Annotated in this window: 19 protein-coding genes, 3 tRNA genes and 1 pseudogene; 15 read left to right on the top strand and 8 right to left on the bottom strand. The window is 59.8% G+C overall.

Going from position 1 to position 25,428, the window contains the following annotated elements:
• The first annotated feature begins 52 nt into the window (after positions 1-52).
• Positions 53-247 carry a DUF6021 family protein gene (locus BM300_RS03410; protein ID WP_060738326.1) on the top strand — a complete coding sequence of 65 codons (195 nt, stop codon included), beginning with the start codon at positions 53-55 and terminating at the stop codon, positions 245-247.
• Positions 248-258: 11 nt separating this feature from the next.
• On the opposite strand, the gene pbpG is transcribed toward BM300_RS03410, so the two are convergent.
• Both pbpG and folD read right to left on the bottom strand, forming a co-directional pair.
• Positions 259-1,197 carry a D-alanyl-D-alanine endopeptidase gene (gene pbpG / locus BM300_RS03405; protein WP_072346585.1) on the bottom strand — a complete coding sequence of 313 codons (939 nt, stop codon included), beginning with the start codon at positions 1,195-1,197 and terminating at the stop codon, positions 259-261.
• Positions 1,198-1,511: 314 nt separating this feature from the next.
• Positions 1,512-2,366 carry a bifunctional methylenetetrahydrofolate dehydrogenase/methenyltetrahydrofolate cyclohydrolase FolD gene (gene folD / locus BM300_RS03400; RefSeq protein WP_003199858.1) on the bottom strand — a complete coding sequence of 285 codons (855 nt, stop codon included), beginning with the start codon at positions 2,364-2,366 and terminating at the stop codon, positions 1,512-1,514.
• Positions 2,367-2,647: 281 nt separating this feature from the next.
• Here folD and BM300_RS03395 point away from each other — a divergent pair.
• The 10 genes from BM300_RS03395 (at position 2,648) to BM300_RS03345 (ending at position 13,175) form a co-directional block, all read left to right on the top strand.
• Positions 2,648-2,724: transfer RNA gene (locus BM300_RS03395), tRNA-Arg, on the top strand.
• Positions 2,725-2,765: 41 nt separating this feature from the next.
• Positions 2,766-2,841, top strand: a tRNA-His gene (locus BM300_RS03390).
• 58 nt (positions 2,842-2,899) lie between these two features.
• Positions 2,900-2,984, top strand: a tRNA-Leu gene (locus BM300_RS03385).
• 422 nt (positions 2,985-3,406) lie between these two features.
• Entirely contained in the window at positions 3,407-4,717 is a 1,311-nt protein-coding gene (tig, locus tag BM300_RS03380) for a trigger factor (protein WP_063322130.1), read from the top strand.
• Between the two features lie 93 nt (positions 4,718-4,810).
• Complete coding sequence (gene clpP, locus BM300_RS03375; protein ID WP_003183177.1) at positions 4,811-5,452, top strand: ATP-dependent Clp endopeptidase proteolytic subunit ClpP; 642 nt, start codon at positions 4,811-4,813, stop codon at positions 5,450-5,452.
• Between the two features lie 107 nt (positions 5,453-5,559).
• The gene (clpX, locus tag BM300_RS03370) at positions 5,560-6,843 is read left to right on the top strand and encodes an ATP-dependent Clp protease ATP-binding subunit ClpX (RefSeq protein ID WP_063322129.1); all 1,284 of its coding nucleotides are present in this window, start codon (positions 5,560-5,562) and stop codon (positions 6,841-6,843) included.
• Positions 6,844-7,004: 161 nt separating this feature from the next.
• Positions 7,005-9,401, top strand: coding sequence for an endopeptidase La (gene lon / locus BM300_RS03365; protein ID WP_057448844.1), 2,397 nt, complete (start codon positions 7,005-7,007; stop codon positions 9,399-9,401).
• Positions 9,402-9,549: 148 nt separating this feature from the next.
• Positions 9,550-9,822 (top strand): HU family DNA-binding protein, encoded by a 273-nt coding sequence (locus BM300_RS03360; protein ID WP_002552737.1) that lies wholly within the window; start codon positions 9,550-9,552, stop codon positions 9,820-9,822.
• A gap of 224 nt (positions 9,823-10,046) precedes the next feature.
• On the top strand, positions 10,047-11,918 hold the full coding sequence (locus BM300_RS03350) for a SurA N-terminal domain-containing protein (RefSeq protein ID WP_092462011.1): 1,872 nt from the start codon (positions 10,047-10,049) through the stop codon (positions 11,916-11,918).
• Positions 11,919-12,293: 375 nt separating this feature from the next.
• A complete protein-coding gene (locus BM300_RS03345; RefSeq protein ID WP_092462009.1) occupies positions 12,294-13,175 on the top strand; it encodes a DUF2242 domain-containing protein in 882 nt (293 codons plus the stop codon).
• 304 nt (positions 13,176-13,479) lie between these two features.
• On the opposite strand, the gene BM300_RS03340 is transcribed toward BM300_RS03345, so the two are convergent.
• The 3 genes from BM300_RS03340 to BM300_RS03330 form a co-directional block, all read right to left on the bottom strand.
• Positions 13,480-14,517 carry an AraC family transcriptional regulator gene (locus BM300_RS03340; protein ID WP_092462007.1) on the bottom strand — a complete coding sequence of 346 codons (1,038 nt, stop codon included), beginning with the start codon at positions 14,515-14,517 and terminating at the stop codon, positions 13,480-13,482.
• Between the two features lie 2 nt (positions 14,518-14,519).
• Positions 14,520-15,650: a carbon-nitrogen hydrolase family protein gene (locus BM300_RS03335; RefSeq protein ID WP_063322125.1), complete on the bottom strand. Its 1,131-nt coding sequence runs from the start codon at positions 15,648-15,650 to the stop codon at positions 14,520-14,522.
• Between the two features lie 172 nt (positions 15,651-15,822).
• The gene (locus BM300_RS03330) at positions 15,823-17,040 is read right to left on the bottom strand and encodes a DUF3422 domain-containing protein (RefSeq protein WP_092223875.1); all 1,218 of its coding nucleotides are present in this window, start codon (positions 17,038-17,040) and stop codon (positions 15,823-15,825) included.
• Between the two features lie 240 nt (positions 17,041-17,280).
• On the opposite strand from BM300_RS03330, the gene BM300_RS03325 reads away from it, so the two are divergent.
• Together BM300_RS03325 and BM300_RS03320 are read left to right on the top strand one after the other, a co-directional pair.
• The gene (locus tag BM300_RS03325) at positions 17,281-19,320 is read left to right on the top strand and encodes an oxidoreductase (protein ID WP_092462005.1); all 2,040 of its coding nucleotides are present in this window, start codon (positions 17,281-17,283) and stop codon (positions 19,318-19,320) included.
• A 137-nt stretch (positions 19,321-19,457) separates the two neighbouring features.
• Entirely contained in the window at positions 19,458-20,366 is a 909-nt protein-coding gene (locus BM300_RS03320) for a 1-aminocyclopropane-1-carboxylate deaminase/D-cysteine desulfhydrase (protein WP_092145425.1), read from the top strand.
• A 6-nt stretch (positions 20,367-20,372) separates the two neighbouring features.
• Here the strand turns inward: BM300_RS03320 and BM300_RS03315 are convergent, their stop codons facing one another.
• Together BM300_RS03315 and BM300_RS03310 are read right to left on the bottom strand one after the other, a co-directional pair.
• Positions 20,373-20,921, bottom strand: coding sequence for a cytochrome b (locus BM300_RS03315; RefSeq protein WP_063322121.1), 549 nt, complete (start codon positions 20,919-20,921; stop codon positions 20,373-20,375).
• A 126-nt stretch (positions 20,922-21,047) separates the two neighbouring features.
• Positions 21,048-22,454 (bottom strand): type VI secretion system Vgr family protein, encoded by a 1,407-nt coding sequence (locus tag BM300_RS03310; protein WP_092145427.1) that lies wholly within the window; start codon positions 22,452-22,454, stop codon positions 21,048-21,050.
• Positions 22,455-22,673: 219 nt separating this feature from the next.
• Here BM300_RS03310 and BM300_RS03305 point away from each other — a divergent pair, with 219 nt between their 5' ends.
• The gene (locus BM300_RS03305) at positions 22,674-23,378 is read left to right on the top strand and encodes a YebC/PmpR family DNA-binding transcriptional regulator (RefSeq protein WP_003199952.1); all 705 of its coding nucleotides are present in this window, start codon (positions 22,674-22,676) and stop codon (positions 23,376-23,378) included.
• A 209-nt stretch (positions 23,379-23,587) separates the two neighbouring features.
• On the opposite strand, the gene BM300_RS03300 is transcribed toward BM300_RS03305, so the two are convergent.
• On the bottom strand, positions 23,588-24,901 hold the full coding sequence (locus BM300_RS03300; RefSeq protein WP_092462003.1) for a leucine-rich repeat-containing protein kinase family protein: 1,314 nt from the start codon (positions 24,899-24,901) through the stop codon (positions 23,588-23,590).
• A gap of 321 nt (positions 24,902-25,222) precedes the next feature.
• On the opposite strand from BM300_RS03300, the pseudogene BM300_RS03295 reads away from it, so the two are divergent.
• A pseudogene (locus BM300_RS03295) lies at positions 25,223-25,414 on the top strand (IclR family transcriptional regulator); the annotation flags it as partial.
• Positions 25,415-25,428: the final 14 nt, after the last annotated feature.

Raw genomic sequence — 25,428 nt, 5'->3', positions numbered from 1 at the left:
GCTCTTATCGTCAGGGTTGGGCATTTTCCGACCGTGATTGGAGGAGGCACGCATGGCGCAGTCGAAAACACCTACGGGGCCACATTCGTCAGAGCATTCCAGCGGCGATGATTTGGGGTTCGATCCGGATTCACCGGATCTTGAGGATCCCCAGGTCGATCCGGTAGGGCCGGCCAAGGCGCCCCTGGACAAGAAGGATGAGCGCAAGCCCAAGCCCTATGATCCGCTGGGGGACTTGAAGCCATAAATAACCTGTGGTTATTGGGAGGCTTCCACCACGCCACTCTGGCGGCTCTTGAGATTCTTGGCGGCCTTGTATTGCAGGGCCACCGCTGGTACCGCGGCGCTTTTTCCGGTTTCCACCCAGCTACGAATCCGGCTGGCATCGGCGAAGTGCGTGTACTTGCCAAAGGCGTCGAGGATCACCAGCGCCATCGGGCGATTGCCCATTTTCGTCACCAGCACCAGGCAGTGACCGGCCTGGTTGGTGAAGCCAGTCTTGGTCAACTGGATATCCCAGTTAGCCTTGTGGACCAGGTGGTCGGTGTTGCGGAATCCCAGGCTGTACACAGGCTTGCGGAACGTAACGGTCTTTTCCTTGGTCGTGCTCAGTTCGCTCAGCAGAGGGTACTTGCGCGCGGCGATCAGCAGCTTGGTCAGGTCCCTGGCAGTCGAGACGTTGTGGATCGACAGGCCCGTCGGTTCGACGTAATGGGTGCTGGTCATGCCCAGCGCCTTCGCCTTGGCGTTCATGGCGGCAATGAACGCCGCATAGCCCCCCGGATAGTGGTGGGCGAGGCTGGCGGCGGCGCGGTTTTCCGAAGACATCAGGGCGATCAGCAGCACGTCCCGGCGCGACAGCTCGCTGTTGAGCTTGACCCGGGAAAACACGCCCTTCATCTCTGGGGTGTTGGCGATGGTGATGGAGATGTACTCATCCAGGTTCTGTTTGGCATCCAGCACGATCAGGCCGGTCATCAACTTGGTCACCGACGCGATGGGCACCACCACGTCCGGGTTGCTCGAATAAACGACTTTATCCGTCTGCAGGTCCAGCAACATCGCGCTGCCCGAGGCGACTTGCAGTTTGGCCGTATCCCGTGGGGCTGCGATGGTTTCCTGTGCAGCGACATTCTGCGTGATAAAACTGCCTGTGAAAGCGATGAACAGGCTGATGATCGAAAGACGGATTTTCACGCGAGTAGGCTCGATAGAGTTGAAGGTGCCGTTGAGCAACGACTTTTAAAAAAAAACGTCGCATTTTAGGAGTATGGGCGACAGCAGCGCTATATGCCTGTACCGCCAAGGCTTATGAATAAATAAAGTTTCATGGCGGGGGATTTTGGCGAAACGAATCTGAAAAATGTGTAATTTGGCGGCTAAAGTCCGTCGCCGGAAACATCTGCGGGAGCGAGCTTGCTCGCGATAGCGGTGTGTCAGTCAACTGGATGTTGGCTGGTCCATCGCTATCGCGAGCAAGCTCGCTCCCACAGGTTTTTTGTTGACGCGTATCAGCTGTGCAGCGTTTCAGCCGCGTACAACGTGTTTTCCAGCAGGCAGGCGCGGGTCATCGGGCCTACGCCGCCAGGTACCGGCGTGATCCAGCCGGCGCGGGGCAGGGCGGTCTCGTAGACCACGTCGCCCACCAGCTTGCCATCTTCCTGGCGATTGATGCCCACGTCGATGACGATGGCGCCTTCCTTGATCCACTCGCCTTTGACCAGGCCGGGTTTGCCGGCGGCCACCACCACCAGGTCCGCGCGGCCGACATGGCCAGCCAGATCCTTGGTGAAACGATGGGTCACGGTCACGGTGCAGCCGGCCAGCAGCAGCTCCATGGCCATTGGACGACCAACGATGTTGGACGCACCCACTACTACGGCGTCGAGGCCATACAGGTCCACGCCAGTGCTTTCCAGCAACGTCATGATGCCTTTCGGGGTGCAGGGACGAAGCAACGGGATGCGCTGGGCCAGGCGACCGACGTTATAAGGATGGAAGCCATCGACGTCTTTGTCCGGGCGGATACGCTCCAACAGCTTGGAGGCGTCGAGGTGTTCAGGCAGCGGCAGCTGGAGCAGAACGCCGTCGATGTTCGGGTCATCGTTCAAGCGATCGATCAGATCGGCCAACGCTTGCTGGGTGGTTTCGGAAGGCAGGTCGTAGGCCTGGGAAAGGAAGCCGACCTCTTCACAGTCTTTACGCTTGTGCGAGACATAAACCTGAGAGGCAGGATCGCTGCCGACCAGGATCACCGCAAGGCCGGGCGTGCGCAGGCCTTGCTGGCGGCGCTCGGTGACTCGTTGGGCGATCTGCTGGCGCAGGCTGGCGGCGATCGATTTGCCGTCGATAAGTTGTGCAGTCATTGCGCGTGGTTAACCATCGAGAGGGGAAAAAAAGAGAACGCATTCTCGCATGCCGGGGCGTGAGGGCAAAGGCGCTTGGTCTGCAAATTCCCCTAACCCCTTTAATTAAATGAATTTTTTTTAAAAAAGAGTTGACGACCTATCAGGCCGTCTATAACATTCGTCGCACTTGTCGGGCACAGCCTAGCACTGGTTAAGAAGGTGGAGCGGAGTTGGTTGTTTAAACTCGGCGAAACTGAAAGCACTTAGTTTGTAATCGTCCAAGAATACAGATTAAAAAGGCGCCCGTAGCTCAGCTGGATAGAGCATCCGCCTTCTAAGCGGATGGTCGCAGGTTCGAGTCCTGCCGGGTGCGCCAATTAGGCAGCTTTGGCACAAGTAAGGCAACAAGGCAATATGGTGGGCGTAGCTCAGTTGGTAGAGCACGGGATTGTGACTCCCGTTGTCGTGGGTTCGATCCCCATCGTCCACCCCATATTCTAGAAAGGCGCCAGATCTAACAATCTGGCGCCTTTGCTTTAAAAGCTTGATACGCGGATGTGGTGGAATTGGTAGACACACTGGATTTAGGTTCCAGCGCCGCAAGGTGTGAGAGTTCGAGTCTCTCCGTCCGCACCATACAAGTCGCTATTTAAATAGCAGAAAACGGCGCAGTACCTGAAAGGGGCTGCGCCGTTTTTGTTTTCAGTGGTTCTGTGTTTGGCGTCGGTACGGTTTTTTGGCGCTGCGCGTAGCGATCGGTTTTCGCGAATGTGTTTCGCGATGATGCGTGACATGTCCGTCGGTCCCCTTGTGGGGGCGGGCGTCGCGCGATCGGGCAAGCTGCTTCTATATATAGAAGCGTCGGCGCAGAGCCCTGGGCTGAATCGACTGTATTTGCAATCCGGGTGGGGCATGAGCGTTTGTCCCGTCCTAAATCCGGCGCCTGTTTCCAGCGCGTTTTCAGTAGGGTGACTTCTTGAGTTTGACCTACTAGAATGCATGCCCTTGATTCTGGGGTCGGAAACGCCCGGCCAACGTCTGTGCAACGAGGAATATCCATGCAAGTTTCTGTTGAAAATACTTCTGCTCTTGAGCGCCGCATGAGCATCACCGTGCCGGCTGAGCGCATCGAGACTCAGGTCAACAAGCGTCTGCAGCAGACTGCCCAAAAGGCCAAAATCCCAGGTTTCCGCCCAGGCAAAGTGCCAATGAGCGTGATCCGTCAGCGTTACGAAGCTGATGCGCGTCAGGAAGCCGTGGGCGACGTGATCCAGTCTTCGTTCTACGAAGCGGTCGTCGAGCAGAAGCTGAACCCGGCCGGCGCTCCGTCCGTCGAGCCTAAAGTGTTGGAAAAAGGCAAGGACCTGGAATTCGTCGCCACGTTCGAAGTGTTCCCTGAGTTCACGGTTGCCGGTTTCGAATCCATCGCCGTCGAGCGCCTGAGCGCTGACGTGTCGGATGCCGACCTGGACAAGATGCTGGACATCCTGCGCAAGCAGAACACCCGTTTCGAAGTGACTGAGCGTGCTGCCCAGAACGAAGATCAACTGAACATCGATTTCGTCGGCAAGGTCGACGGTGAAGTGTTCGCCGGCGGTTCCGCCAAGGCTACTCAGTTGGTGCTGGGCTCCGGTCGCATGATTCCTGGCTTCGAAGATGGCCTGGTTGGCGCCAAGGCCGGTGAAGAGCGCGTTCTGAACGTGACCTTCCCTGAGGACTACCAGAACCTGGACCTGGCTGGCAAAGCCGCCGAGTTCACCGTGACCGTCAACACTGTTTCCGAGCCGAAACTGCCTGAGCTGAACGAAGAGTTCTTCGCCCAGTTCGGCATCAAGGAAACCGGTCTGGAAGGTTTCCGCGCCGAAGTTCGCAAGAACATGGAGCGTGAGCTGCGCCAGGCCATCAAGTCCAAGGTCAAGAACCAGGTCATGGACGGTCTGCTGGCCTCCAACCCGATCGAAGTGCCAAAGGCTCTGCTGGATAACGAAGTGAACCGTCTGCGTGTGCAGGCTGTTCAGCAGTTCGGTGGCAACATCAAGCCGGACCAACTGCCTGCCGAATTGTTCGAAGAACAAGCCAAGCGCCGCGTCGTACTGGGCCTGATCGTCGCCGAAGTGGTCAAGCAGTTCGAGCTCAAGCCTGACGAAGCCCGCGTTCGCGAGCTGATCCAGGAAATGGCCTCGGCCTATCAAGAGCCTGAGCAAGTCGTGTCCTGGTACTACAAGAACGACCAGCAACTGAACGAAGTCCGTTCGGTTGTGCTGGAAGAACAAGTTGTGGATACTGTTCTGCAGAAAGCTAGCGTGACCGATAAAGCGGTCTCTTACGAAGAAGCGGTCAAGCCGGTGGAAGCTCCACAAGCCGATTGATGGTTCTGCGGTAAGAAATAAACACCCATAAGCCAGCCTTCGCGCTGGCTTATGCGTATTCAAGACATAACTATTTGGGAGTGACTGCGAGACATGTCCCGCAATTCTTTTTATCAGCAGAGCTCTGACATCCAGGCCGCAGGCGGCCTGGTCCCGATGGTTATCGAGCAGTCCGCCCGCGGCGAACGTGCCTATGACATCTACTCGCGTCTGCTCAAGGAACGCGTCATCTTCCTGATCGGCCCCGTTGAAGACTACATGGCCAACCTGGTCGCGGCGCAGCTGTTGTTCCTTGAAGCGGAAAACCCGGACAAGGATATCCATCTGTACATCAACTCACCTGGCGGTTCGGTGACTGCGGGCATGTCGATCTACGACACCATGCAGTTCATCAAGCCTGACGTTTCCACCATCTGCATCGGCCAGGCCTGCAGCATGGGTGCTTTCCTGCTCGCCGGCGGCGCAGCGGGCAAGCGTCACTGCCTGCCTAACTCGCGGATGATGATTCACCAGCCATTGGGCGGCTTCCAGGGCCAGGCGTCGGATATCGACATCCATGCCAAGGAAATCCTCCACATTCGTTCGCGCCTGAACTCGTTGCTGGCCCATCATACCGGCCAAAGCCTCGAAACCATTGAGCGTGACACCGAGCGTGACAACTTCATGAGCGCCGAGCGTGCGGCCGAATATGGCCTGATCGACTCCGTGATCAACAAGCGTCAAATGCCTGCCTAAGCCGCTCAATATGCAGGTGGTTGGGATGACCGGCCGCCTGCGGGCTTGAAAAAGCCCGCAATTGCCTTCATCTTGTGTTGCAAGCCTATCGGATTTGGATCGATCGAATGACTGACACCCGCAACGGCGAGGACAACGGCAAACTGCTTTATTGCTCCTTCTGTGGCAAAAGCCAGCATGAAGTGCGCAAATTGATTGCCGGCCCCTCGGTCTTCATTTGCGACGAGTGCGTCGACCTGTGCAATGACATCATCCGCGAGGAGGTGCAGGAAGCCCAGGCCGAGAGCAGCGCGCATAAATTGCCTTCGCCTAAAGAAATCAGCGGCATCCTTGATCAGTATGTGATTGGTCAGGAACGTGCGAAAAAAGTACTGGCCGTAGCGGTGTACAACCACTACAAGCGCCTGAACCAGCGTGACAAGAAGAATGACGAGGTCGAACTCGGCAAGAGCAACATCCTGCTGATCGGCCCGACAGGCTCGGGTAAGACCCTGCTTGCCGAAACCCTGGCCCGCTTGCTGAACGTTCCGTTCACCATCGCCGACGCAACCACCCTCACCGAGGCGGGTTATGTAGGTGAAGACGTCGAGAACATCATTCAGAAGCTGTTGCAGAAGTGCGACTACGATGTGGAAAAGGCCCAGATGGGCATTGTCTATATCGACGAAATCGACAAGATTTCACGCAAGTCCGACAACCCGTCCATCACCCGGGATGTTTCCGGTGAGGGCGTGCAGCAGGCCTTGCTCAAGTTGATCGAAGGTACGGTCGCTTCCGTTCCACCCCAAGGTGGCCGCAAGCATCCGCAGCAGGAATTCCTGCAAGTCGACACCCGTAACATCCTGTTCATCTGCGGTGGTGCGTTCTCCGGCCTGGAAAAGGTTATTCAAAACCGTTCCACCCGTGGCGGCATTGGTTTCAACGCCGAAGTGCGCAGCAAGGAAGAGGGCAAGAAGGTCGGTGAGTCCCTGCGTGAAGTCGAGCCTGACGATTTGGTCAAGTTCGGTCTGATCCCGGAATTCGTCGGTCGTCTGCCGGTCCTGGCGACGCTGGACGAGTTGGATGAAGCTGCGTTGATGCAGATCCTGACCGAGCCGAAAAACGCCCTGACCAAGCAGTATGCCAAGCTGTTCGAAATGGAAGGTGTAGACCTGGAGTTCCGTTCCGACGCGCTGAAATCGGTCGCAAAACGTGCCCTGGAACGCAAGACCGGTGCGCGTGGATTGCGCTCGATCCTCGAAGGCGTATTGCTCGACACGATGTACGAGATCCCCTCGCAGTCAGAGGTGAGTAAAGTCGTGATCGATGAAAGCGTCATAGAAGGCAAGTCCAAGCCATTGTATATCTATGAAAACAATGAGCCGGCTGCCAAGGCCGCACCGGACGCTTAAGCGTCCCGCTGCCGGAACAAAGAAGGGGCCTTCGGGCCCCTTTGCTTTTTGCGCGTTTTAGACGTGTCTTAGCGCTTGTTTTTTTTCGAGGCTGCCCCCATCTTGGTTTCAAGCTTACTTCCATCTGTTTCCGGCCCGAGGGCCGCCGTAGAGGCGAAATCATGAAGACAACCATCGAATTGCCTCTCCTGCCATTGCGCGATGTCGTGGTGTATCCGCACATGGTTATCCCGCTGTTCGTGGGGCGCGAGAAGTCCATCGAAGCCCTTGAGGCTGCGATGACGGGTGACAAGCAGATTCTTCTGCTGGCTCAGAGAAATCCTGCCGACGATGATCCCGGCGAAGACGCACTGTATCGCGTAGGTACGATTGCAACGGTTCTGCAATTGCTCAAGCTGCCCGACGGCACCGTCAAGGTCCTGGTCGAAGGCGAGCAGCGTGGTGCTATCGAGCGTTTCAGCGAAGTGGACGGCCATTGCCGGGCCGAGGTGTCGCTGATCGAAGAGGTCGATGCGCCCGAGCGTGAGTCAGAAGTGTTTGTCCGCAGCCTGCTGTCGCAGTTCGAACAATACGTGCAACTGGGCAAGAAGGTGCCTGCAGAGGTCCTGTCGTCGCTTAACAGCATCGATGAGCCTGGGCGATTGGTCGATACGATGGCGGCCCACATGGCCCTCAAAATCGAGCAGAAGCAGGAAATTCTCGAAATCATTGATTTGTCGGCCCGTGTCGAACACGTGCTGGCACTGCTCGACGGCGAAATCGATCTGTTGCAGGTCGAGAAACGCATTCGCGGTCGCGTCAAGAAGCAGATGGAGCGCAGCCAGCGCGAGTACTACCTGAATGAGCAGATGAAGGCCATCCAGAAAGAGCTGGGCGATGGCGATGAAGGTCACAACGAAATCGAGGAGCTGAAAAAGCGCATCGATGCTGCCGGCTTGCCCAAGGATGCACTGGCTAAGGCCCAGGCCGAGTTGAACAAGCTCAAGCAAATGTCGCCGATGTCTGCCGAGGCCACCGTCGTGCGCTCCTACATCGACTGGTTGGTCCAGGTGCCGTGGAAAGCCCAGAGCAAGGTGCGTCTGGACCTGGCGCGTGCCGAAGACATCCTCGACGCCGATCATTACGGCCTGGAAGAGGTCAAGGAACGCATCCTGGAATACCTCGCCGTGCAGAAGCGCGTGAAGAAGATCCGTGGCCCGGTCCTGTGCCTGGTTGGTCCTCCAGGGGTCGGTAAAACCTCCCTTGCGGAGTCGATTGCCCACGCCACCAACCGCAAATTTGTACGCATGGCCCTTGGCGGCGTGCGCGATGAGGCGGAAATTCGGGGCCATCGCCGTACCTACATCGGTTCGATGCCAGGAAGATTGATTCAAAAGATGACAAAGGTCGGCGTGCGCAATCCGCTGTTCCTTTTGGACGAAATCGACAAGATGGGTAGCGACATGCGCGGCGATCCAGCCTCTGCGTTGCTCGAAGTCCTCGATCCTGAGCAGAATCACAACTTCAACGATCACTACCTGGAGGTCGATTACGACCTGTCGGACGTGATGTTCCTTTGCACCTCCAACTCCATGAACATTCCGCCAGCGTTGCTGGACCGGATGGAGGTGATTCGTCTGCCGGGTTACACCGAGGACGAGAAGATCAACATCGCCGTGAAATACCTTTCGCCCAAGCAGATCCAGGCCAACGGCCTGAAAAAAGGCGAGCTGGAATTCGACGAGGAAGCGATTCGCGACATCATCCGCTACTACACCCGCGAAGCCGGTGTGCGTGGCCTGGAACGGCAGATTGCCAAGGTTTGCCGCAAGGCGGTCAAGGAACATGCGCTGGAAAAACGCTTCGCGGTCAAGGTCACTGCGGACCTGCTGGAGCACTTCCTGGGCGTACGCAAGTTCCGCTATGGCCTTGCCGAGCAACAGGACCAGATCGGCCAGGTGACTGGCTTGGCCTGGACCCAGGTCGGTGGTGAGTTGCTGACCATCGAAGCCGCCGTGGTGCCGGGCAAGGGGCAACTGATCAAGACCGGTTCCCTGGGCGACGTGATGGTCGAATCGATCACCGCTGCGCTGACGGTGGTTCGCAGTCGCGCCCGGAGCCTGGGTATTCCCCTGGACTTCCATGAGAAGCGCGATACGCATATCCACATGCCTGAAGGGGCTACGCCCAAGGACGGCCCAAGCGCTGGTGTAGGCATGTGCACGGCCCTGGTTTCGGCATTGACCGGTATTCCGGTGCGCGCCGACGTCGCCATGACGGGTGAAATCACGTTGCGTGGCCAGGTCCTGGCGATTGGCGGCCTGAAGGAAAAACTGCTGGCGGCACACCGTGGCGGGATCAAGATCGTGATCATTCCCGAAGAGAATGTCCGCGACCTGAAGGAAATTCCTGACAACATCAAGCAAGATCTTCAGATCAAACCCGTTAAATGGATTGACGAGGTCCTGCAAATTGCGCTGCAATACGCGCCGGAGCCCTTGCCGGATGTGGCTCCGGAGATTGTCGCGAAGGAAGAAAAGCGAGAGTCTGACTCTAAGGAAAGAATTAGCACGCATTAATACGCATTTGCCTGGGGGGCTTCCTTGACAGTTTTTTAGAGCCCTTGTTATAAAGCGGCTCTTAAGTGTCTGCAGGCCATTCAGCACTCGTTTTTGCTTTCACCAAAAAAACTTAGAATCATCTCAAATAGATATAAGGGGACTTAGAGTGAACAAGTCGGAACTGATTGATGCTATCGCTGCATCCGCTGATATCCCGAAAGCTGCTGCTGGCCGTGCGCTGGACGCTGTAATCGAATCCGTCACTGGCGCTCTGAAGGCTGGCGACTCCGTTGTTCTGGTTGGTTTCGGTACCTTCTCCGTGACCGATCGTCCTGCTCGTATCGGTCGCAACCCGCAGACCGGTAAGACGCTGGAAATCGCTGCTGCCAAAAAGCCAGGCTTCAAAGCTGGTAAAGCACTGAAAGAAGCCGTTAACTAAGGTTTCGTTGAGTTTATCCGGGTCGGGGTCATGCCTGGCTTGGCAGCGGAGCGGTAATACGGCCGGTTGCAACCGGTCTGGCACACCAGGGCTTGCAGGTTAGAGCCCGGTCCGCTCCGCCAGTTACGAGAAGGCGCATCCTCGGATGCGCCTTTCTTCTATCCGGATTCTACCCACGCTCCACGGTTGCCTAAATTTGAAGTTCAACCGTTTCTGGGGGACGCATGCTGCAGAATATCAGGGACAATTCACAAGGCTGGATTGCCAAGACCATCATCGGGGTCATCGTCGCATTGATGGCGTTGACCGGTTTCGATGCCATTTTTCAAGCCACCACCAACAGCAATGACGCGGCCAAGGTCAACGGCGAAAAAATCAGCCAGAACGAGCTGAGCCAGGCGGTCGACATGCAACGCCGTCAGCTCATGCAACAGCTGGGCAAGGATTTCGACGCCTCCCTGCTGGACGAAAAAATGCTGCGCGATTCGGCGCTCAAGGGCCTGATCGACCGCAAGTTGCTGCTGCAAGGTGCACACGATGCGAAATTCGCTTTCTCGGAAGCTGCGCTTGATCAAGTCATCCTGCAGACGCCTGAGTTCCAGGTGGATGGTAAATTCAGCGCCGAGCGTTTCGATCAGGTGATCCGCCAGCTGGGTTATAGCCGTATGCAGTTCCGCCAGATGCTGGCTCAGGAAATGCTGATCGGTCAGTTGCGCGCCGGCCTGGCGGGCAGCGGTTTCGTCACAGATGCCCAAGTGCTGGCATTTGCACGCCTGGAAAAACAGACGCGTGATTTCGCCACCTTGAACATCAAGGCCGATCCTGCGTCGGTAAAGCTGACCGACGATGAGGTCAAGGCTTACTACGACCAACACGCCAAGGAATTCATGACGCCTGACCAGGTGGTCATCGATTATCTCGAGCTGAAGAAAGCCTCTTTCTTCGATCAGGTCAACGTCAAGGACGAAGACCTGCAAGCGGCCTATCAGAAAGAAATCGCCAACCTGTCCGAACAGCGTCGCGCTGCGCACATCCTGATCGAAGTGAACGACAAGGTGACCGAAGCCCAGGCCAAGGCGAAGATCGAAGAGATCCAGGCTCGCTTGGCCAAAGGTGAGTCGTTTGAAGCGTTGGCGAAGGAGTTTTCCCAGGACCCGGGTTCGGCGAACAACGGCGGCGATCTCGGCTATGCCGGCCCAGGTGTCTACGATCCGGAGTTCGAAAAGGCCTTGTACGCCTTGAACAAGGACCAGGTCTCGGCACCGGTCCGTACCGATTTCGGTTTGCACCTGATCAAGCTGCTGGGGATCGAAGCGCCTGAAGTGCCGACCTTCGCCAGCCTCAAGGACAAACTGACCCGCGAGCTGAAGACTCAGCAGGTGGAGCAGCGTTTCGTGGAGGCGACCAAGCAACTGGAAGATGCCTCGTTCGAAGCGTCCGACCTGGCGCAGCCGGCCCAGGACCTGAAGCTGACCATTCATACATCGGCCCCGTTCGGTCGTGAAGGCGGTGAAGGGATTGCGGCCAATCGCGCCGTGGTCACTGCGGCGTTCAGCCCGGAAGTGCTGGATGAAGGTGCCAACAGCACCGCCATCGAACTGGACCCGGAAACCGTCGTAGTGCTGCGTGCCAAGGAGCACCGCAAGCCTGAGCAACTGCCGCTGGAAAGCGTGGCAGGGCCGATTCGTGCTCAATTGACCAAGGAACATGCCAGCGCAGCGGCCAAGACCCGCGCCGACGAGCTGATCACCAGCCTGCGCGACGGCAAGACGGCACTGGATAAACCGGTTGACGGCCAAGGCTGGAAAGCCATCGAGGCGGCCACCCGCAACCAGGAAGGCATCGACCCGGCGGTGCTGCAAGCACTGTTCCGCATGCCTAAGCCTGAGTCCAAGGACAAGCCGACGTTCACCAGTGTGACCTTGCCTGATGGCAGCCTGATGGTCGTGCGTTTGAATGGCGTGAACGAAGCAGCGGCACCGACTGACGAAGAGAAGGCGGAATATCGCCGCTACCTCGCGTCCCGTGTTGGTCAGCAGGACTTTGCGGCGTATCGCAAGCAGTTGGAGAGCCAGGCGGATATCAAGCGTTTCTAATTGCTTGAGGTTTGGTCAAGCCTGATTGTAATGCTGTTCGCTTTAGAGAAAACGGCGCTTCTCCAGAAATGGGAAGCGCCGTTTTTTTTGGCTTGGGTTTTGGATTTTGGGTGTATGTCCAAATAAACCACGTCTCTGGAAACGGAATAAAAAACTTCATTGACCGCTGAAGTGAACAGCATTAGCCCGAACCGTCAGATTTTTGTATCTGCTTGTTGCCTGGAAAGCGGGTGTTCGTCGATCTATCCGGTTGGCGTCTTTTTCCTGCAAACAACCCCCAGTAAACTTGTAACCCCCTTGAAACAAGATTAGCCACGCTGCCGAGTCGCGTTCTGTTGCACAATACGCCCCGGACCGTTTTTCTCAGGATGTTCAATGTTCAAATCATTTCCCATGCGCACCGTCGGGCTTGCACTGTTGCTGGCCGCCGCAGCCGGTTGCTCGTCGAAGAAAGCAGCCATTTACGAGCACGAGAATTTCGACGACTCCGGCACGTTCTCGCGCACTTATCCAGTGAACGACGCGGCGACCTGCGAGGCCGGGCGTCGGGCGTTGCTCAGCCAGGGCTACATCATCACCAGCAGCGATCCGAAGCTGGTCAGCGGTCACAAGAGCTTCCAGCAGACCGGCGACACCCACATGGAAATCAGCTTCAACCTGGTCTGTGCCGAAGACGGCGGTACTGGCCACCGTGCGACGATGTTCGCCAACGCCTTGCAGGACCGTTATGCCCTCAAGAAGATCAACAACTCCGCCAGCCTGGGCGTGGGCGTGTTGGGTTCGGTATCGATGCCGATCGGCTCCTCGGATGATTCGATGGTCAAGGTCGCCAGCGAAACCGTGTCGGCGTCCAAGTTCTATGAGCGCTTCTTTGCCCTGGTGGAGCTGTTCCTGCCTCCCGAGGCGAAGAAAGCGGCTGATAACGCCGAGAAACCGAAAACTGAACTGGGCATTCCGGAAACCAAGGTCGAACCGGCTGCCCTGATGCCTGCTCCAGCGCCTGCGCCGGAGCCGGAGCCGATTGCCCCGGCGCCAGCCACCCCGGTGGAAGAGGCCGCGCCGGCCCCCGTCGAAACCACTCCCACGGTCTCGGAGCCCGTCGCACCGCCGAGCGAGCCAGCGCCGATTGCACCCGAGTCGATTGCGCCCGAGTCGTTCGAGTCTGCGCCGACGACGCAAACCGTTACACCACCGCCACCACCGTCCAGCTCGTTACCGGCACCGACCGAGCCGATCCAGCCGCTTCCGTCATCCTGAGGTTCAGTGGCAGGGAGTAACGCCCTGTCACTCTTTACACAGTAATTTCCCGACCCTGTGCTACGTTTAATTCATGAAGCCTTTGCTTCATGTTTTATTCATAAAGCAGCTTTATGCTGATGCCAGCGCCATAAGGCATCGGTTTCAATGACAGGGGAAGGACACGTAATGGATGATTATCAGGAAGAGCTGCTGGAATACCAGGCGTATGAACTGGACCCGTTGGAACCCGCCGAAGATGCGACGGAGTTGTAAGGATCGCGACAAGCTACAAATGGTAAGCACCTAGCCAGGTTCTTGAAGCTCAAACCCCTCGGTGACTACGACGAAACTCTCCGGGTGTCTGGTTGTTCCAGCGCTTGAAGGCTCGTTGAAATGCCTCGGCTGAGGCGAATCCCAATAGATAAGCGATTTCGCCAAACGCCAGTTCGGTATCGCGTATGTAGGTCATGGCCAGGTCGCGGCGGGTGTCGTTGAGGATGGCGCGAAACTGCGTGCCTTCCTCGGCCAGCTTGCGACGCAGGGTCCAGGTTGGCAGCTTCAGGCGAGCCGCCACTTCTTCCAGGTCGGGTTCCCGGCCGCCGTTGAGCAACGGTCCCAGCAGTTGGATGATGCGCTCGCGCAGGCTGCGGGTGCGGGTCAGTTGTTCCAGTTCCCGTTCACACAACTGAAGCAGATGGTGCCAGGTGCTGGGGCAATGCTGTGGGTTGCGCTGGGCGAGGCTGTCCAGGCCCAGTCGCAGTTGATTCTGTTCGGCGCCAAATTGGATCGGGCAGTCACCGAGCGTGCGGTAGGCCTCCACGTATGCCGGCTCCTCGAATTCGATTTCGATGCGTTCTGGCCGCAGCGCGATGCCGCTGACGCTGGACAGTTGCGCAAGCCAGCCGGCAATGATCGAGTCCACGACAAAGCGGTTGAAGGCGTTATACGGGCTGATGGAATAGAACCGTAGCCAAGCGCCTCGGGCATCTTCATGGAAACTCGATTGGCCGCGATAGTTGGAGCCGTACAGCGGCTCGAAGCGGATCATGCAGCGGGCGGCCTCGCGCACGGTGGGCGCCTGGGCCGCGGTAACGCCCGCCAGCCCGGCCTGGCTCAAGCGGCCGAGTTGGCCCATGCGCAGGCCCAAGGCTGGGTCCTGAGTTTGTTGAATCGCGGCGTGGCCCAGACGCATGTAGCGCGGGATCGACAATCGTGCCCCGGGCTCGGCCAGGCGCGCGGCATCGAGACCGTACTGTTCAAGCAGAGGTTGAGGGTCTTGCCCATGGCTGGCGACGGCGTCAGCCAAGCTATGGACAAAGCCCACAGACAGGTCGCCCAGGCGCATCGGCTGCGGTTTCATGTTCACAACCACAGGTTCAGCAGGCGGGCGCCGCGGGCGTTGCCATCGGGGAAGTGTTGGCCGTTGTGGCTGATGAAACTCTGGCCGGCGCTGCCGTTGTCCCAGAACTGGCCCCGCAGGAACACGCTGACGCCGCCCTGGGCCTGGCTGATGGGCAATTGGCCGGTCAGTGTCAGGCGATGCCAGGCTTGGCCCTCGCTCACTTCACCTGGCTTGAGGCTCACCTCGCTCGGCGTGGACAGGCCTTTATAACCGCTCCAGGGTTTGTCCCATGTGTCGCGACCGAGGATGAAGGCGGGCACCGCAATCAGTTGCGCGCCCTGGTCGTTGAGTTGCCGGTAGTGGAGCGGGTACCAACTGTCGCTGCCGATCAGCACGCCCAGGCGCCCGGCGGGGGTGTCGATGACTTGGACAGCGGTCGGGCGGTCGGCCCCAAGCACGTCGCGCTGTTCAAACACCGGATGTCGTTGGCGTTGTGGCTGGCCGATCGGCCGGCCATCGCTGCCGAACACCAGGCTGCTGTTGTACAGCGCACCGCGACCGATCTTCAGTTCACCGTCACTGACACTGGGCTCGGGAAGCACGATGGAGCCGGCCACCAGGGTGATACCGAACTCCTTGGCCAGCCCACCGAACAGCGCTTGATAGTCATGGGCCATGCGCTCGGCTTTCATGCGCAGGTGGGCATCGTCCAGTCGGCTATCGCCTTGAGCGCTGATCAATGCCTGGATAAACGCCAGCGGATTACTGATCGCCAGCCAGTTCATGGCTTCCTTCAGGCTGGTGGCCTGGTACAACTCGTCTTTTTCGCCGCCGACCATCAACCAGGTGCCGATGTGCTCGGGCAGGACCACCACGGTCTTGGCATTGAGAAAGCCCTGGTCGCGAGCCGTCTGCAGATAGGCTGCCAGTTTGCGATGCAGGCGCTCGGGGCTCTGGTAGTCGGTGGGGAACAGTTCGGGTTGGATGCCCAGCAGGTTACCGCGGTCGGCGGGTGTGCCCTGATCGACCGCCAGGCTGATGCGCAGGTCCGACAGGTAATGACCCGTCGGACGATCCGTCGTCCACAGGGCGTAGGTGATCAGGGCGGCAATCAAGGCCAGGGAAAACAGCAGGTACAGAAATTTGCGCATGGGAGAACAGTCAGCGGCCGTGTGCAGGTTCGTGATTTTTCATCAGGAGCTACGGGGCAGGGTACGGTAAAACAAGGGATTAGCGAAGGGCGGGCGCTGATTTGTACTTGCGCCAGGCCTGCGCCAAGGCGTCCATGGAATCCTTGGACACCCTCCGCGCGAGCAAGGCGCATTAATGACTTTTGGCCTTCCTGATGCGGATCAGAATCAGCAGCATGATCAACAGCACCGGTGGCGTCATGCCCAGCAGTGCCTCGCGGGCCGATAGGCTTGCGCCCAAGGTGTGCAGCCCGCTATAGACCAGTTTGAACAGATTGATCAGGTAGTAGGTGATGGCAATGATCGACAGGCCTTCCACCGCGCGCTGGATCTTTATCTGTGCATCGGCGCGTGCATTGAGGCTGCGCAGGATCTCGGCGTTCTGATCCTCCATTTCGACCTGTACGCGTGCTTGCAACAAGTCACCCAGGTTGGCGACGCTCATGGCCAGTTGCTCGAGGCGCTGTTCGGTGGCTGCGCAATAACGCACCGTGGGCTTGAAACGCCGTTCGATGAACACGCCCAGCCGCTGGCAATCCCCCAGGTGACTTTCACGCAACTCCCCCAGGCGCTCGAACACCAGTTGGGCATAGGCGCGGGTGGCGCTGAAACGGTGGCGATTCTTGACCGTGCTGCTGACAACCTGGCGAGACAGCAGGGCGATGTCCTCCAGCAGGGCCTTGGCATGCACGCCGCTGGCATTGGCGTTGCGTTCGGACAGGCTCACCAGGGTGCGATCGAATTCGTTCAGTTGCGGGTCCAGTGCCTTGGCGGTATTGAGCGACAAGGACGCCATCATGCGATAGGTCTCGATTTCCAGCAGGCGCCGGATCATGCGGCCCTGACGATAAGCGTTGAGCCGTCGGTTGATGAACAGCAGGCGGTTGGTGCCGTCCTCGGTCAGGCGAAAATCGCTCCAGACCACCGCATCGCCACCGCCCACGCAAGAACCGCAGGGGTCCTTGAAACCGTAGCTGGGCAGGTCGAGACCGGCTTCGGCGCGCACCACCACCTGAACGGCATTGATGAGGTGCTGGGAATGGCCTTCGATACCCTGGGCAAGGCATTCGGGCAGCGTTGTCCAGTGCGGTTCGTTGGTGCTGGCGGGAACGACCAGGGTCAGGGTGAAGAACTCGGCGTGGCGCTCCCACTTGAGTGGATGGCCTTCAAGGCGGGTGATGCCTTGTGCGGCCTCTGCTGCGACGGTTTCCGGGCACAGTCGCTCGAGCAGCGCGTTGCACTGGGCATTGTCGCCAAGAAACGCCAGGTGGAAGACGTGGGCCGGCTCGTCGAAGTACAGCGACGGGCGGGCGTGCAACTCGTTGTGCAGCATTTTTCGTTGGGGATGCATGCGAGGGCGACCGTGTTATTAAGGTTATTTTAGGGTTGAGCACCTGGACCAGCGTTGATAGGACTGGTGCATTCCGGCGAGAGTCACGCGCAGCTGATCGGTGCGCTGCACATTTGGATCATTAACTTGTCAGTTACGGTCATTGAGCGCCCGCATCCGGACTCTTACGCTGTGGGTCATGACAGACGCAAGCCGCAGAGCTTGCGCTTTTCCCCGTGATCGCCCGTTGTGGAGTTACCGATGACCGCCTCTCATTACCCGCACCTGCTGGCCCCGCTGGACCTGGGTTTCACCACGTTGCGCAACCGTACCCTGATGGGCTCGATGCACACCGGCCTGGAAGAGAAACCCGGCGGTTTCGAACGCATGGCGGCGTATTTTGCCGAGCGCGCCCGGGGCGGCGTGGGCCTGATGGTCACCGGTGGGATCGGGCCGAATGACGAGGGCGGCGTGTACTCCGGGGCGGCCAAGCTGACCACCGAGGAAGAAGCGCTCAAGCACCAGATCGTGACCCGGGCCGTACACGAGGCCGGTGGCAAGATCTGCATGCAGATTCTCCATGCCGGGCGCTACGCCTACAGCCCCAAGCAGGTGGCACCGAGCGCGATCCAGGCACCGATCAACCCCTTCAAGCCCAAGGCGCTGGACGAGGAGGGTATCGAGAAACAGATCAGCGATTTCGTCACCTGTTCGGTCCTGGCCCAGAAGGCCGAATACGACGGCGTCGAGATCATGGGCTCGGAAGGTTATTTCATTAACCAGTTCCTGGCGGCCCACACCAACCACCGTACCGACCGTTGGGGCGGCAGCTATGAAAACCGCATGCGCCTGCCGGTGGAAATCGTGCGTCGGGTGCGTGAGGCAGTAGGCCCGAACTTCATCATCATCTTTCGCCTGTCGATGCTCGATCTGGTGGAAGGTGGCAGTTCGTGGGACGAAATCGTCCAGTTGGCCAAGGCCATCGAGCAGGCCGGCGCAACGATCATCAACACCGGTATCGGTTGGCACGAAGCGCGGATTCCCACCATTGCCACCAAGGTTCCACGGGCGGCGTTCAGCAAGGTCACGGCCAAGCTGCGTGGTTCGGTAAGCATCCCGCTGATCACTACCAATCGCATCAACACCCCGGAAGTGGCCGAGCAGATCCTCGCTGAGGGCGATGCCGATATGGTCTCCATGGCCCGGCCATTCCTGGCCGATCCGGAGTTCGTCAACAAGGCCGCTGCCGGTCGCAGTGACGAAATCAACACCTGCATCGGCTGCAACCAGGCGTGCCTGGACCACACCTTTGGCGGCAAGCTCACCAGTTGCCTGGTCAACCCACGGGCTTGCCATGAAACCGAGCTGAACTACCTGCCGGTGACCCAGGTGAAGAAAATCGCCGTGGTCGGTGCCGGCCCGGCCGGGTTGTCCGCGGCCACGGTGGCGGCCGAGCGTGGGCACCAGGTGACGCTGTTCGATTCGGCCAGCGAAATTGGCGGGCAGTTCAACGTCGCCAAACGCGTGCCAGGCAAGGAGGAGTTCTTCGAAACCTTGCGCTACTTCAAACGCAAATTGCAGACCAGCCATGTCGAGCTGTGCCTCGATACCCGGGTGGATGTGGCGCAATTGGTGGCCGGCGGCTACGACGAGATCATCCTTGCCACCGGCATCGCGCCGCGCGTGCCGGCGATTCCCGGGGTGGAGCATGCCAAGGTGTTGAGCTACCTGGACGTGATCCTCGAGCGCAAGCCGGTGGGCCGTAGCGTCGCGGTGATCGGTGCCGGCGGTATTGGCTTCGACGTGTCGGAGTTCCTGGTGCATCAGGGCGTCGCCACCAGCCAGGACCGTGAGGCGTTCTGGAGGGAGTGGGGCATCGACACCCACCTCGAGGCTCGCGGCGGTGTGGCCGGGATCAAGGCTGAACCCCATGCACCGGCACGCCAGGTGTTCCTGCTGCAACGCAAGGCGTCCAAGGTCGGTGACGGCCTGGGCAAGACCACCGGCTGGATTCACCGCACAGGCCTGAAGAACAAGCAGGTGCAGATGCTCAACAGCGTCGAGTACCTGAAGATCGACGACGACGGCCTGCACATTCGCATCGGCGAAACCGGCGAGCCGCAAGTGCTGGCCGTGGACAACATCGTGATCTGCGCCGGCCAGGATCCGCTGCGTGAATTGCAGGAAGGCCTGGAGGCGGCGGGGCAGACCGTCCACCTCATTGGCGGCGCCGACGTGGCGGCGGAACTGGATGCCAAGCGGGCGATCAACCAGGGGTCGCGGTTGGCGGCGCAGTTGTAACTCACACGCTCTGTAGAACCCGGATCCCCTGTGGGAGCGAGCAAGCTCGCTCCCACAGGGGACGGTGAACTCCGATCCTGAAGTCTCTCAACACCGAGCTGTTAAGATGCCGGTATCTTCCCCTCCGGCCCGCCGCAATGCTGCTTCCCGCCCTCGACTGGCATCCCCAACCCCGACTCGAACCCCTTCACCTGGACTGGCTCGCCCGTGCCGGTGTCGAAGTGGCGGTGTTGCGCCTGGACCGGATCGATCCGCTGATCAGCGGCAACAAGTGGTTCAAGCTGGTCCCTCATCTGCGCACCGCCCATGAGGCCGGAGCCGAAGGGGTCATGAGCCTGGGCGGTGCCTATTCCAACCATTTGCATGCGCTGGCGGCGGCCGGCAGGCGCTTCGGCTTTTCCACGGCCGGGCTATTGCGCGGTCATCCCCAGGACACGCCGACGGTGCGCGACCTGAAAGCGTTTGGCATGGACCTGCACTGGTTGGGTTATGGCGGATACCGAGAGCGGCACGCAGCGGATTTCTGGGAACCGTGGCAGATTCGCTATCCACATTTGCATCCGGTGCCCGAGGGCGGTTCGGGATTGCCTGGGGCGCAAGGCTGCATGACGTGGGTGGCCAGTGTCCGTGAACAATTGGCGGCGCTGGGATGGGCGGATTATCACGGCTGGTGGTTGGCTTGCGGTACTGGAACATCGCTGGCCGGACTGGTGCTGGCCGAAGCGGGCGAGCGCCCGGTCTACGGCGTGCTGGCCGTGCCTCCGGACCATGGCGTGGCCCGGCAGGTCGAGCGCATCGTGGGAGAAGCCGGGCTTTCCAGCCCGCGTCATGAGTTCTTCGACGGCAGCCGTGGCGGGTTCGCCCGGGTCGATGCCGAACTCACCGAGTTCATCGAAACCACGACGGCCATCGAACTGGAGCCGTTGTACACCGGCAAAGCCTTGATGTTGCTCAAGACGCAAGTCGAGGCCGGACGATTTGCCCCGGATACCCGTCTGGTCTTCGTCCACACCGGCGGTTTGCAAGGCCGCCGGGGGTTCGAGTAACGACGGTCAGCCGCGTTTGGGCATCATCCGCAGCAGCGTGTTGTCCCGTACCACATAGTGGTGGTACAGCCCCGCCAAGGCATGCAGGCCAATCAGCCAATAGCCGATGGTGCCGCCCAGCACGTGCCAGCCTTCCAGTTGCTTGGCGAAATCCTTGTCTTGATTGATGAGCAACGGCAGATCGAAACCGTAGAACATCACCTGGTGCCCTTCGGCGCTGGTGATCAGCCAGCCCAGCAGCGGCATGGCGATCATGAACAGGTACAGCGCCCAATGCATCAGGCGAGCGAGAACGGTTTGCCATGCAGGCGACGCCGGGAAAATCGCCGGAGCCTTACCCATGCTGCGGGCGAACAGGCGTAGCCAGACCAGCAGGAACACCGTCAGGCCGAGCATGAAGTGCGCTTCCTTGATCAGGGTGCGACCGCCACTGCCCTTGGGGAAAATCCCGCGGAACTCGATGCAGGCGTAAACCACGGCCAGCAGAACCAGCATCAGCCAATGCAAGGTGACCGTGACGGTACTGTAGCGGCTTTCTGAGTTTTTCCAGGGCATTGCAGGCCTCTCCAACGATCAGGGTAGAGCGCCGTCTAGAGCGGCGTTATCCGTTTACTGTAAGCCCGTTTCGCTGGGTTTGCTTGAGCCAGATCACTTTTGCCGGCATGAAGCCACAGGGTTGAGTCAGGGAGTCAAATCCGGCGGATTCAGCAGCCAGTCCAACAGCAGCCCTGCATCATGGTCCCCACGGGGCGATTTCGGGGACGTGGCGGTATGGCCTGCGCCGGTATCGACAGCCCCTGGGCACAGCACCGGTCGATCAGGGTCGCCATCGAGAAAACTCACCAGCACTTCGCTGCCGGCCATCAGGCTGGGGCTGCCATCCAGCGTCAGCCGCGACACGGGCAGCGTGATGCCGTCCTGGTCCGGCGCCCATAGGCTGACACTCACCTGGCCACGTTCATCGGCGCTGGCCGGCTGGCCGGTGCTGCCGAGTACATGGGCCAGGTGGTACCCGGGGACGGGGGGCTTGGGGTGCTTGAGGGCTGGCCTGAACGTGGTGGACCAGGGAATGGCGGTGAACCGGTTGCGGTAGTCACGGGCCGACGGTGCGGCGGGCAGGTCCGGCTCCAGGATCGAGAACTGCCGTCCGCGATGCTGGACCTCGGTGATCAACCATTGATCGTTGAAGGTGGAAACCGGGTGTTCGCAGACCTGCACGATGTCGCCGCCGTGCAGGGCCGGTTGGGTACTGTGGCCATGGATTTCCCGTTGCCGGCAGCGCAGCCGTTCAAGGTGGCGGCGACCGGCCTGGTAACGGTGAGCCAAGGCCGGGTTGCCGTGCATGGCTTCGTGATCGAGCCGCTCAAGGGGTTGATTCGCCGCCGAGGCCTCGGCTTCGGGCGGGGCCCGGTCACTGAACCCGACGGGCAGCCCAGGCATCATCGGATGGTGACGCAAATACAAGCGTCTGATGGCCGGCTGCAGGCTGTCGTTCGGGCGCAGGGGCAGCTCGATGGGGCGCGCGGGAAAGCTCTTCGGGTCTTCGGCAAACACCAGGACATGGCCCTGGGGAGCATGTTCGAAGTGGTAATGAATGCCTTCTTCCTCACACAGTCGTTGCAGGAGGGTCAGGTCGCTTTCGTCGTACTGGATGCAAAACGGGCGACACGGATACAGCCCATGGGGCAGTTCGAAACGGTAGCTGTCGACGGGTAGCGCGTGTTCTTCCAGCAGGCGTTGCAGCAGCTGCACCACGCTGAGCCGATGGAAAACCCGGCGCTGTGGGCCTTGCTCCAGTTGCTGGAGGTAGGGAACCAACGTCACACGATAGCCGATACGCCGCGGCGCCAGGGCACTGAGGCTAACGCTGTGGACAATCCCATGGACGCCCGATTCGCCTTCCAGGCGCAGGAAGGCCGGATGCCCCAAGAGCAGTTGGAGATCTATCGGCGGGGCCAGGCCGATCAGTTCGAGGTCAAAGCGGTATGGCTGGTTGAGGGCTTCGCGGCCACTGAACCGCAAGACTTGCAGTTGCAAGCCGCTTTGCGTGAGCGTCAGGCTGAAGGGACTTTCCGTGTCGTTGCGCATCGCAGCTCCTACTGGCAGGGAGAGAGGCGCAGAGGGTACGAAACCGCAGGGGAAAACGGTGCTTGTGAGTCGCTATTTCAGAAACGCCCTACAACACGCTGTGAAAATGTCGATCCGGCAGGGTGAATTTTTTGGTCGATCAGCCGGTTTAGGCCGTATAAACTTGCGCCACAGCGCCGGCCGGCAGATGTCTCGGCGCGTCAGACAAGAGAGTGAGTAATGGGCGCACAGTGGAAGGTTAAACACAAAGAAGCGGCTGCCAACGCCAAGGGCAAGATCTTCGGCAAGCTGGTGAAGGAAATCACCATTGCCGCGCGCAACGGCGCTGATACCGCGACCAACGCGCACTTGCGACTGGTGGTCGAACAGGCGAAGAAGGCCTCGATGCCCCGCGAGACCCTGGAACGTGCGATCAAGAAAGGTTCTGGCCAGCTCGGTGAAACCGTGCAATACCACCGCGTCACCTACGAAGGGTTTGCGCCGCACCAGGTGCCCCTGATCGTTGAGTGCGTGACCGATAACATCAACCGTACTGTTGCCGAAATTCGCGTCGCGTTCCGCAAGGGCCAACTCGGCGCCTCGGGTTCGGTGGCGTGGGACTTCAACCATGTGGGCATGATCGAAGCCGCGCCGGACAGCCCGGACGCCGATCCGGAAATGGCCGCCATCGAGGCCGGTGCCCAGGATTTCGAACCGGGCGAAGAAGGCGCGACGTTGTTTCTCACCGATCCTGCCGACCTCGATGCCGTACAGAAGGCCTTGCCGGAGCAGGGTTTCACCGTATTGTCGGCCAAGCTGGGCTATCAGCCGAAAAACCCGGTCAGTGGCCTGACCGACGAGCAGATGGCTGAAGTAGAAGCCTTCCTCGAAGGCCTCGACAACCACGATGACGTGCAGGACATGTTTGTCGGGTTGGCGGGTTAACCCCACCCTGCTTGGACCAGGGACAGGATGGACATGTGGCGAGGGGATTTATCCCCGCTGGGCCGCGAAGCGGCCCTGAAACCAGACAACTTGGGTATGTCTGGCTGACTCGGCAGAGTTTTGGGGGCTGCTGCGCAGCCCAGCGGGGATAAATCCCCTCGCCACAAAGGTTCGGGCGATCAACCTATGACGTCGATTGAATCAGTGGATTAGAAGCTGGACAACAGCTGCCTGATCTCATCGAACCCCGGCCGCGCCAACACCTCTGGCTGACAGCAACGCACCTGCAGATCCTGTAACGCTGCCAGTTCCTCGGCACTGAGCGTCGGTTCGATCCGCGCCAGCAATTCCCCCAGCAAAATCCCGAAGGCCCGCACCTCGATGCGTTGCAGTGCGCGGGTTTGCACGGTGTCTGCAGTGGCATGGAACGACGCCGCGCCAAAGTCCCCCAGCAGGCAATCGCCCTGTTCATCGCACAGAATATTGTGCCCGTAGAGATCCCCATGGGTGATGCCATGGCGGTGCAGGTGCGCCGCCACCGAGGCAATGCCGTGGGCGATGCGCAAGGCCACCGGGGCGCTCAGGCGCAGTTCATCGGCATACACGTCGCGGCTGCATGACGCCAGGCTCGGCAGCCCGGCGAGGTTACGGTAGCTGGGCTCGATCAGCGCCATCACCAGCCCGGCCTGTTGCTCGGGGTGCCCGGCAACCTGACCCAGCACCTCAATCAGGTTCGAGTGGCGACCGGCCGTGATGCAGGCATGCATCTCATGCAGGGGCGAGCCGTCGCTGGTCATCTGGCCCTTGTACAACTTCACTGCGACCTTTCGTGCCGCCTGGCCGGGCGTCTGCCAGAGCGCCTGATGAATCACCCCCGACGCGCCTTCGCCCAGTTGTCGTTGCAGTTCCAGATGCGACCATTCGATAGGCGTCGTGGTATTCAGGACTGTCGCTTGCGCCTGGGTTTCCAGTGGGTTGCCGGCGTAGGCCAGCCAACTGAGGCTTGGCAACGTGAGCAGCCATTGCGGCAGTTCGGTCAGTTGGTTGGCGGCGATGCGTAGCAGTTCGAGGCGATGACACTGGCCCAGGCTCGCCGGCAACTGCTGCAAACGGTTGCCGGCCAGCATCAGTTTTTGCAGATAGGGGCGTTGGCCCAGTTCATCCGGCAAGCGGCTGACGCAGTTGTCGGTCAGGATCAGCCAGCGCAGCAGTGGCGGCAGTGCGGCGCCCGTGACGCGGTTGATGCGGTTGGCCTTGAAACCGACCATGGTCAGCGCGCTGCAACGGCCCAGGCATTCGGGCAGTTCAGTGAAGCGGTTGTCGGAACAGAACAGTACGCGCAGGCGAGTCAGCCGATGCAGGTCGTCGGGCAGCGTGTCCAACTGATTGCCGCTGAGGTTGAGGATCTCGAGGGAATCGGCCAGGTCGAAGATTTCCCGGGGAAACTCCGTCAAGCCGCAGGCCAGGTCCAGCCGGGTAATGCCGCAGAGCTGGCCGGCGCGTAGTTGGGCGAGGGTGTGCATGGATGGGGTCGCTGTTGATCAAGGAGTGGGCACAAGAACCTGTGGCGAGGGAGCTTGCTCCCGCTGGGCTGCATGGCAGCCCCAAAAAGCGGCTATGCAATCAGTCTGACACACCTTGGTGTCAGGTTTGAGGGCTGCTTCGCAGCCCAGCGGGAGCAAGCTCCCTCGCCACAGGTTATCTTCAGGCACTAAGCCCGAGATGGCCGCATGATAACTGCAAAATTCGCGCTAGCGCTCGATGCTGCGGTTCCAGCGGGCGTTCCAGGCCGGGCGTTGCTCGTTGACCTGGTCCCAATCCACGGCAATCGCCGTTTCCAGGTATTGCCGATCCTCGACCGTGACGGTCGAGCCGTGGCCGCCTTGAGCGTGGCAACGGTGAGCGACCGCCTGGGGCCTGATCGCCTGCCGATGGTGGTGGACATGCTCAAGCGCGAGGCGGCCCTGATCGGACCGCGGATCAACCCGTTCGACCCGTTGCTGCGCAGGCCTTCGCAGGTGTTTGGGCAGGGTTGAACACTGCCTCAAAC

This window comes from Pseudomonas sp. NFACC46-3, assembly GCF_900114515.1.
Lineage (GTDB): Bacteria > Pseudomonadota > Gammaproteobacteria > Pseudomonadales > Pseudomonadaceae > Aquipseudomonas > Aquipseudomonas fluorescens_Q.
The sequence above is the reverse complement of the archived record's forward strand: the minus strand, read 5'-3'. Positions and strand labels throughout refer to the sequence as shown.